This window comes from Proteiniphilum sp. UBA5384, assembly GCF_002410825.1.
Classification (GTDB): domain Bacteria; phylum Bacteroidota; class Bacteroidia; order Bacteroidales; family Dysgonomonadaceae; genus Proteiniphilum.
This window is the reverse complement of record NZ_DHOS01000029.1, coordinates 1-10,249: the sequence shown is the minus strand read 5'-3', so window position 1 is coordinate 10,249 and position 10,249 is coordinate 1. Positions and strand designations below refer to the sequence as shown.

Sequence of the window (10,249 nt, the reverse complement as noted above, 5' to 3'; positions counted from 1 at the left end):
GGAATAACTGCGGATATACATTTTTGATTATATTTACAGATGTCGTTTCAGTATTGGTTTTTCACATTTCAAGCCTCTGATTTTTCGGTTGGATACTTTTTTTGAATCCGGGCAGGGTATAACGTACTATTTTTGTGTCGTCAAGCTTGAAGAGAAGAATAGAAAAGTTTATATCAATAATTTAAATATTGAAACAATGAAGAAAAAAACAATTTTAGTAAGTTTAGTTACCCTTATAACCATAGGGATAACAAGTGTAAATGCACAAACACCCATCTATTGGGGTGTGAAAGGTGAAATGAATCTGTCGAACTTTTTACTGAGCGACTTCGATCATCTGTCGAGTAAAATGAAAGCAGGACCCAACTTAGGAGGGTTCATGAGGGTCGAATTACACGATAATTTTGCCATTCAACCGGAACTGTCTTTTTTCTATAGAAATGCTAAGATGGAAGCCCTGTCGGAAGACGACACATTCAAGCAGTGGGGAATGCAGCTCCCGGTATATGCTTTGGGTCAATACAGAACCTATAACGGATTATTTTACGGGGGTATGGGACCGTTCGTGGGATTGGGTTTTGATGCAAACCTCGATGATCTGGACATAGACCTGTATAAAGAAGTGGCGGGGAAAACGCCTATGAACCGTTGGGACTTTGGTCTCGGGCTCTTGCTGGGATATGAGTTTAACAGTGGTTTGCAACTGAACGCAGGGTACCAGTTCGGACTGGTTAATCAGGCGGACGAGTTGACCGCTTTGAAAAATGTAATCAACGGCTCGGACGATGCTAAAATGCGGACACAAACTGTGAACGTAGGCATAGGATATCGTTTCTGACAAAAGCGCAGAACGTTTGAACCCAAAGAGATTGTCTCAAGATCCGGCCATAGAGGTCGGAAATGAACCCTGGGTCGATTTTTTCGATCCCGATGGACATCCGCCAGATAACAGATGTTCATCGGGTTTTTTCTCTCTCTCTTTTTCCGTACATTTGTAAGTCTGTTATAATAGAAACGGTAATTGAAAAAATGAAACAACGAAAAGAACGGTTTTTTATCCTCAGTTACGATAAAAAAACGGCGCTCACCGCGGCGGTTATCATCAGTTTTATCCTGGCTTTCGTCATGCTGTCGTCGTCGATGTACTACACCATATCGTTAAATAAAAAAAGTGAGATAGGGCTGGTTGATATCATCACACCGGAGTCTGTTGTCACGCTGCTGGTCAATACGCTGGTTTTCTATTTTCTTTTCCGACTGCAATTTTGGGCGGTAACGCACTTCCTGAACCGGCCGTATAAAATGTGGCTGCTCTTGCTGGGCCTGTTTGTGGTGATTATCTTCCTGTGTCCCCTCTTTTCACAGATGCAGTGGTGGTGGTTTCGCAGTGAAGTATCGCCCGGAGCCTATTCTACATTGCACTATGTGAAAGACTTTATTATCCTTATCATCTCTTTTCTCTTTACGATGTTGATCTATTTTATCAATCAGAATCAAAAGAGAGTGACCGAAAATCAACACCTCGTTTTAGAGAATCTGCAAAACAGATACAATGCGCTTAAGAACCAGACGGATCCGCATTTCCTGTTCAATTCGCTGAATACGTTGAACGGGCTGATCGGGTATGATGACCAACGTGCCAGGGATTATGTCGAACAACTTTCCCATGTGTTCCGCTATACGATGCAGAACAGGGTGGTATCCCGATTGTCCGATGAGTTGGAGTTTGCAGAGTCGTATATCTACCTGATGAAGATCCGGTATAGCGACGGATTGGATGTGCAAATACGTGTCGACGATGAGAAAAAGGGATATTATATGATTCCGTCAGGACTGCAGGTACTTATTGAGAACGCCATCAAACATAATGTCGTAAGCCGGAGAAACCCGCTTCGTATCGTGATTGAAACCCTCCCGGATGACAGGGTGCGTGTGGAAAATAATCTGCAGATAAAAACCGGGGAGAAGGTAAGTAACGGCCTGGGACTGTCTAATCTGAACGAACAATGCAGATTGATATTCGGAAAAGAGATTATTGTCAGTTCTGCCGACGGAGTATTCTCTGTTGAGATCCCGCTCATAAAAGATAGGGATATTTATAAATATACATAAAGGCATTTCGATGAAAGTAGTAATTGTAGAAGATGAGTTTGTTGCCGCACAAAACCTGGAGCGGATGATACAGGCGGTGGATGGAAGTATGGAAATTCAGGCCGTGCTGCAAAGTGTGGAGGAGTCTGTAGAGTGGTTTTCGTTGAACGCTTCTCCCGATGTTGTTTTCATGGATATTCATTTGGCCGATGGTGATGTTTTCTCGATTTTCGAGGAAGTTGAAATCCTTAGTCCCATTATCTTTACTACCGCATACGATGAATATGCATTAAAGGCATTCGACGTAAACAGTATCGATTATCTGCTGAAGCCGATCAACAGGCAGAATCTTGAGAAGGCGCTGAACAAGCTCACTTCATTGACCTCTCAACAAAATAACAGGGAGCTTGTCTCGCAAATTATGCAATCGATGCATGAATCGAAGATACCCTATAAGAGGCATTTCCTCATTCCGAATAAGGACAAGCTTACCCCGCTGCCGGTGGATGAAATTGCCTATATCTATACCGAATATAAAATAGCAAAAATTATTTGTTTCAATCAAAAGACATTCTCTATGGACAACTCCCTCGATGAGCTAATGGGCCAGTTGAATCCGGCACAATTTTTTCGTGCCAACCGGCAATATATTGTATCACATCGCGCCATAGAGGATATGTCGGTTTGGTTCGGAGGCAAGCTGGCGGTAAATCTTTCAGTAGAAACGCCCGAGCGAATCATTGTAAGCCGGGCGCGCAATCGTGACTTTAAAAACTGGTACATGGATAATATCCTGTAGGCTTTTTCTTACCTCCTTATCTTTCTTGTTATAAATACCGCTCGACTCCTCTTGCCGGAAGAGCCTGCTGTTGACTTTGGTTGTTCCCAGCCAGAAATATTGATTGTCGCCTCCGTATCCCTGTCACGTTTTCCTGAAATCGCTTTAAAACACGTTATTGTCGTTTAAAGATTCAATTTTTCCAGCTCAGTATTTTTTTCAAAACAGGGTCAGCTGTTGATTCATAATTTTGCAGCCGTAAATGTAGAATGAAAACAGATGAAAATGAGAATTATGAATCCAGACAAACAGCAATTTACCTGTTTATTGACACTGTTCACACTCTTTGTATTCCCTCTCTCTGCACAGCAAAAACTCTCGCTCGACGAGTGCCGTATGATGGCGCTTAAGCAGAACAGGGAAATTCGTATCGCACAAAACGAGATGCAGACAACCACCCATGCCAGAAAATCTGTGCAAACACAATATCTTCCCAAAGTAAGTTTCGGAGGGGCATGGTTACGTACAGGCAAGGCTCTTCAACCGCTGGAGAATGACCTGTTCCTTCCGGTAGTACCGTTCAATACTATTGATCCCGCAACGGGGAGATTTAACCCGGAAGCATTAAGGGATCCTGAAACGGCTATGAATACGCTTGTCATTAATCCTCAAACAGGGGCGCCCATGGTCGATCAGGCGGGGAATCCCATCTTCAGGAATTATACGATGCTGCCGGCCGATAAACTTGTTTTTGACCATAAGAACAGTTATTATGCCCGTTTTACCGTTACCCAGCCAATCTTTACGGGTTTTAAAATTACGGAAGCAAACCACATTGCCAGGCGAGCCGAAAATATTGCCAAAGAGAAGGAGGTACTGACCCGGGCGGAGGTCGTGGCCAAGACCGACGAAGCTTTTTGGCGTGTGGTGTCACTACAGGAGAAATTGAAGCTGGCAAATGCTTATGAAGCGTTGCTCGACAGGCTGGTCACCGATCTCGGGAATATGTATGCCGAAGGTATCATTACGCGGAATGATGTGTTGAAAGCCCAGGTAAAACAAAACGAAGCAAAACTGAAAACATTGCAGGCCGAAAACGGATGTGCGCTCTCAAAAATGGCGCTGGCACAGATTATCGGGATGGAAGAGAGCGAGATAGAGGTCGATCCGGATAATATGGAAAAGCCTCCACTTTCCATGCCGGCTTCTTTCTATCAGGAAATCTCTCCCGATAACCGGGCAGAGATAACCATGCTGAAGGAGAAGGCCGCCATCATGGAGTCGAAAAGAAATATCGAACGTTCCAAATTTATGCCCGATGTGGCGCTTACCGGGGGGTATGGATGGATGAATCCTAATCCCTACAATGGATTGAGAAGTGAGTTCGGGGGAAATTGGAGTGTGGGAGTAATGGTCTCGATACCTATTTTTACCTGGGGTGAACGCCGACATGATCTCCATGCCGCGAAGCTGAAGATGGAGAATGTACAGCTTGAACTCAATGAAGCCCGCGAAATGATTGACCTGCAAATTCGCCAGAATCGCTATCGATACAGTGAGGCATTGAAAAAAGCGGAGATGACCGGGCTTTCCAGGAAGCAGGCTGAAGAAAATATGCGCATGGCAAAAGAGAACCTGATGGAAGGCCGGAGCCGCCTGACTGAATTGCTTGAAGCCCAACTGCAATGGGAGAATGCCTCCTCGGAACATATCGACGCGCTTGTGGAGATGAGGACAACACTTCTGGAACTGGATAAATCGACAGGCGAGATTTACAATCACCTTTATTGAGACTTACTTACATTTTAAACAAAAAATATACATTACAATACAATGATGCAACTGACAAATAAAATAGCTTACACAACCTGTTTGCTCGCCATTTTTGCGGGCGGATGCAGTACAAAAACGACAGAGAACAGCGGTCATTCCGCAAAAAGTCTGGCAACTGCGACAAAAGTCACTGTGCATGTTGCGAAAGAGATGGAGTATATTCCCGTGCTGAATTTTACAGGTACGGCCGAAGCAAACAGGGAAGCTGCTCTCGGAGCTTCTATCCCGGGACGGGTGGAGAAGATTCACTTCTCCAAGGGCAGTTATGTCCCGGAAGGAGCCGTGATAGCCGAGATGTCGGACGAAATGCTGATTCAGGCACAAATTGAATTGGAAGCGATTCGCAAGGATTTTGAACGGATAAGCCGCCTGAAAGAAAAAGAGAGCGTGAGCGTGATGGACTACGACCATATGAAGGCCAGGTTCGACGCTTCGCAAACCAAAGTAAATATGCTGAAGAAGAATACCTCTATTACCGCTCCTTTCGGGGGAGTATTAACCGATATAACGGTGCAGGAGGGAGAGAATTATACTTTTGTTCCTTCGGTAAGCTCCGACCTGAAAATGCAGAGCGGTATACTTACCATACGCCAGCTCAATCCGCTGAAAATAATTATTGAAGTGAACGAAAAAGAGATTAACTCCATCAGCCGGGGACAACATGCGGATGTGGTATTTGATGCTTATCCGGATGAACCCGTTTCAGGGAAAGTGAGCTATATTTCACCTGTCCTGTCGTCGGTGACCCGTACCGCCATGGTAGAGGTTACCATTACCAACAGGGAAATGAAATTGAAACCGGGTATGTTCGGCAGGGTTTCGATCTCCATGCCGCAGACAACCGGCGTGTTTGTCCCCGTAAATGCCCTGTACAGGCAACAGGGAACGGGCGAAAACTATCTCTTTATGGTCGTCGACCAGAACCGGGTCACCCGCCGGAAAGTCACTCGTGGCGAATCAAAAGGGAACCTTATCCGGATTCCCGAAATCAGTGCCGGTGAATATGTGGTTGTCGATGGGAAAAATAAATTGGACGACGGTTCGCTTATTGAAATAGTGAATAAATAACAGGGAGTTTATCCTGCTTTTGATCATCTTATAAACAATATATACAAATGAAATTACCCGAAATAGGTGTGAAAAGACCTGTGGCAACCGCCATGCTGTTCATAGCAATAATCCTGCTGGGAATCGTATCGCTCAAGATGTTGCCGCTTGACCTGATGCCGGAAATGGAGTTCCCTTCCGTGACAGTGATCACCGTATATCCCGGAGCTTCGGCCAACGAGGTAGAGGAACAGGTCACCAAGCCATTGGAAACCGTGCTCTCTGCCGCAGAGCGTTTGACGGAAATCAAATCGACATCGAAAGAGAACGTCTCATTCATTCAACTCAGTTATGAATGGGGAGGTGATGTGACCTCCGCGGCAAACAATGCGCGCGACCTGATAGAGTTGGGAAAGAATCGACTGCCGGCAGCAGCACAACAACCCATTATCTACAAGATCAACTCCTCGATGATGCCGGTTCTGGCGTATGCCATCAATGCCGATGCCCATTACAACGGTATCGAGCATATTGTGGAGGAAGATATCGCCTCTGCCCTGCGCAAAGTGGAAGGAGTGGGGACAGTGCTTTATTTGGGACAACCCGAACGTGAGATAAAAGTAAATATCAATCCGCAACAGATGAAGGCATACGGACTGTCAACATCGCAGATATCTACAATGCTTAAAGCCAATAACATCAATATCCCCGCGGGAAATATCAATCTGGGTGTGTACGATTTCTCTGTGCGTGTGCCCGGGAAATTCGAATCGGTGGATGAAATAGGCAATACGGTGTTGAAAGCGTTCAACGGTCAGGTTGTACGGTTGAGAGATGTGGCCAACATCGAGGATACGTTCAAGGAAAAAGAATCGTTTGCCCGTAATCACATCGGCGAAGGAGTGGCCTTGATGGTACAGAAACAGTCGGGAGCCAATACCGTGGAGGTGGTGGATGCCGTCCGTGCGAAGATGGCAGAGCTTGAGCAGCAACTGCCTGCAGATATCCGGGTGAACGAGATACTCAGCTCGGAAGAGATCATTACCGGTTCCATCAGGAACCTCACCTCTTCTATATGGTACGCCCTTGTCTTTGTAACGTTGGTTGTCCTTATGTTCCTGCGTGAGTGGAAATCGAGCTTCATTGTTTTCATCACCATGCCGGTATCTCTTATTTCCGCATTCATAGCGATGTATGTCATGAACTATACCATCAACATATTTTCGTTGATGTCGCTCGTGATTGCCATAGGAATGGTGGTGGATAACGCGATCGTGGTACTCGAAAATATCACGCAGCATATCGAAAAGGGAGCCGATCCCAAACAGGCGGCTATCTTTGGAACTTCGGAGATGGGCATGGCTATTATTGCATCAACGGCAACAACGCTGGTGGTATTTCTTCCGCTCCTTTTTATGGGGGGAATTGTAGGAATCATGTTTAAACAGCTTGCCATTCTTACGGTCGTCTGCATGACCATGTCGCTCTTTGCGGCGCTTACACTCACTCCCATGCTTTCGTCGAAGTTGCTGAAGAGGGCTCCTCGCGATAAGGAAGAACAGCGCCGTTCTAAACTCTATACTGCCAGTGAAAAGATATTCAACCGGATCGAAGACGGGTACAAACGGGTACTGGGATGGGCGGTTTTTCATAAAGGCATGACGTTGGCCGTGGCACTGCTTGTTTTTGTGTTAACGATGTGGTTAGGCAAACGAATAGGTACCGACTATATTCCCGATTTTGATGCGGGAACGGTATCCGTGGTGTTCGAAACCGAAGTAGGAACGGCGGCAAATCAAACAGACAGCGTCGGGCAGCAGATATTAAAAATTATGCTCGACGAAATACCTGAAATAGCCGACGGCGCTATCGCGTCTATCTCAGGTCAGACACGTGACGGGGCGCTTACAACCGTAGGTTTCAAAGAAGGTAAAAATGTAGGGACGGTACTTTGTCACCTTGTGCCGGTTGAGCAACGGAGTCGCTCTGCCGCCGAAGTGGCCGAATCTATCCGTCAGCGGGTGGAAGCGATCCCGCAAATAGAGGCAGTAAGTATACAGGGAGGGAGCGCCCTGGCTACTGCCGTAACGGGAAATAAAAAACCCATCGAAATTATTGTTTCCGGAAATGATCTGGATAAAATCAAAGCAGTGGCTCTTGATTTTGAGAAAAAAATGATTGCCGAGAAATCGTTTACCGATGTCTCAACCACTGTTGATCCCGGCAAGTTAGAGGTACAGGTGCGGGTCGATAAGAAGAAAGCATCACAGATGGCATTAAATGTTGCCATGGTGGGGATGCAGGTACGACAGAATCTGTACGGTACCGAGTCGGGTGAGTTTACCGAAGAGGGAAACGATTACAGTGTGGTGATACAATATGCGCCGGAGTACCGCAATGAAGTGTCGAAACTCCGTGAAATGCAGATTACCAACCTGCTGGGGCAACAGATACCCCTCTCGTCGGTTGCCGATATTGTGGAAGAGAGCGGTCCGATTGAGATACAGCGCCTGTCACAACAGAGATATGTAAAAACTGTCGCCAATTTGAACGATATCTCCCTAGGTGAAGCTACCCGGCTAGCCCAGCAGTTGATCGATGAAACCACCGTCCCGGAGGGCATAACCGTTGAAATCGGTGGACAGGTAGATGACCAGTCTTCATCATTTCAATCGCTCTATCTGATTTTCTTTTTGGGTATAGCTCTTGTGTATATGGTGATGGCGGCGCAATTTGAATCGTTTAAAGACCCCTTTATCATTCTTTTTGCCATTCCCTTTATCCTTGTGGGGGTTATCCTGGCGTTTTTTATCACCGATATCACGTTAAGCGTTGTCACCTTCATCGGACTAATCATGCTTGTAGGGATTGTAGTGAATAACGGAATCGTGCTGGTCGACTATACCAATATGCTGCGTAAACGGAACTATTCTCTTCGTGATGCCGTGATGGAGGCCGGTCGCTCGCGTCTTCGCCCCGTACTGATGACCTCGCTTACCACCATTCTCGGTATGTTGCCCATGGCTCTCAGTACAGGAATGGGAAAAGAGATGTACGCCCCGCTGGGTGTCACGATTATTGGCGGACTGTTCGTGTCGGTGCTCACCACCCTGATACTGGTTCCCACCATGTATACGGCGCTCTATCACCGTACATTGATAGAGGATCGTATCTCGGTACGGTTGGGCAAGGGAACAGATAAAACAGAAGAGAATAGGACAAATTAATCACTCATTGTTTTTGTAGTGGGGGGGCGATGAAAGATTGCGCCTCCCGCTATAAACATTAATCATAGTTTTAAAATGAAGTTTATCTATATTACATGTAACGTAAGTATGCTGGAAACCCTGACACTTTTGCTCAATGAAATGGAGTATGCCGATTATCAGGTAATAGAACAGGTAACAGCCATGAGCCGGTGGGGAGAACCCCGGCAAAATACCGCCGTATGGCCGGGTTACAACTCTGCCATTATTGTGCAGGAGGTTGATCCGATGAAAGCAAAGGGGTTGATCGGAGAAATCAATGAGATGAATGCGGCAGCGTTCAACAACAGTGAACTTGTCGCAGCCTACATGTGGGGAATAGAGGAGTACACCGTGGTAAAACCGGTTGAATGACGTGTGTGAGCCCCCGAGCTTTTGTCTGGAACAGCGAGGAAGTGATCCGACGAGGCGGATTCCGGAGCCGATTTCTCGAACAAGAAGAGTCTGAATAAAATATATTTGAACTCCATCATTCGTTCCATCTTTTGCCGGTCGATTTTGAGGGATTTCAATCGCTATTTTGAGTTTGTCTTGGTGTTAGGTTTTATTTCTTCTACCTTCGATATTCGGAAGAAAAACTGTTATAATTCCTATTAGGGGCAAGTAAGCGCAGATATTAAATACAAATTCAATGGTTGCTTTATCGGCCAGCCACCCCCAAAATGCGGAAGCAATACCTCCCATCCCGAAGGCGAATCCAAAGAGTAGTCCGGCGATCATTCCCACTTTCCCCGGAACAAGATCGGTGGCATATACCAATATGGCCGAAAAAGCAGATGAATGAATCAATCCTACAAGCACGGCAAAGACAATGGTCGCCCAAAGACCAACGTGAGGCATTAAAAGAGCAAAAGGTGCCGCGCCGAGTATTGAAAACCAGATTATATATTTTCTTCCAAAACGGTCTCCCAACGGTCCGCCGGAAACTGTTCCTGCAGCCACGGCCGCGAGGAAAATGAACAGGTATAACTGCGAATGTTGTATGGAGACATTGAATTTCTCAATCAGGAAGAAAGTGAAATAACTTGTTATACTCGCCATATAAAAATACTTGGAGAAAACGAGGAAGAGTAGTATAACCAATGAGGTGATTACCTTTTATGATTATCCGCAATAATTCCTATTGTAAATTCTTGATTTGAAATCAGGCGCATACGATACGGCGGCTATCAAGAGCCTGTCAAACTGGTTTTCGCCGAAGTAACGCCTATTGAACTTGTAACAGAACTGATTG

7 protein-coding genes and 2 pseudogenes are annotated in these 10,249 nt (G+C 45.8%); 7 read left to right on the top strand and 2 right to left on the bottom strand.

The annotated features are described in order from the left end of the window. The first annotated feature begins 196 nt into the window (after window positions 1-196). The 7 genes from B4G81_RS05355 to B4G81_RS05325 all read left to right on the top strand — a co-directional run bounded on the left by B4G81_RS05355 (window position 197) and on the right by B4G81_RS05325 (window position 9,369). A complete protein-coding gene (locus B4G81_RS05355; protein WP_294080858.1) occupies window positions 197-838 on the top strand; it encodes a porin family protein in 642 nt (213 codons plus the stop codon). Between the two features lie 191 nt (window positions 839-1,029). Next, window positions 1,030-2,112, top strand: a complete 1,083-nt coding sequence (locus tag B4G81_RS05350) for a sensor histidine kinase (RefSeq protein ID WP_294080856.1) — start codon at window positions 1,030-1,032, stop codon at window positions 2,110-2,112. A 10-nt stretch (window positions 2,113-2,122) separates the two neighbouring features. After that, window positions 2,123-2,890, top strand: a complete 768-nt coding sequence (locus B4G81_RS05345) for a LytR/AlgR family response regulator transcription factor (RefSeq protein WP_294080851.1) — start codon at window positions 2,123-2,125, stop codon at window positions 2,888-2,890. Window positions 2,891-3,148: 258 nt separating this feature from the next. Continuing rightward, window positions 3,149-4,660 carry a TolC family protein gene (locus tag B4G81_RS05340; protein WP_294080849.1) on the top strand — a complete coding sequence of 504 codons (1,512 nt, stop codon included), beginning with the start codon at window positions 3,149-3,151 and terminating at the stop codon, window positions 4,658-4,660. Window positions 4,661-4,702: 42 nt separating this feature from the next. Beyond that, window positions 4,703-5,770, top strand: a complete 1,068-nt coding sequence (locus tag B4G81_RS05335) for an efflux RND transporter periplasmic adaptor subunit (protein WP_294080847.1) — start codon at window positions 4,703-4,705, stop codon at window positions 5,768-5,770. Window positions 5,771-5,817: 47 nt separating this feature from the next. Continuing rightward, window positions 5,818-8,976, top strand: coding sequence for an efflux RND transporter permease subunit (locus B4G81_RS05330; RefSeq protein WP_294080846.1), 3,159 nt, complete (start codon window positions 5,818-5,820; stop codon window positions 8,974-8,976). A 75-nt stretch (window positions 8,977-9,051) separates the two neighbouring features. Beyond that, a complete protein-coding gene (locus tag B4G81_RS05325) occupies window positions 9,052-9,369 on the top strand; it encodes a PG0541 family transporter-associated protein (protein ID WP_294080844.1) in 318 nt (105 codons plus the stop codon). A gap of 183 nt (window positions 9,370-9,552) precedes the next feature. Here B4G81_RS05325 and B4G81_RS05320 read toward each other — a convergent pair. Further along, window positions 9,553-10,113, bottom strand: a pseudogene (locus B4G81_RS05320) (MFS transporter); the annotation flags it as partial. Window positions 10,114-10,119: 6 nt separating this feature from the next. Next, a pseudogene (locus B4G81_RS05315) lies at window positions 10,120-10,249 on the bottom strand (IS1595 family transposase); the annotation flags it as partial.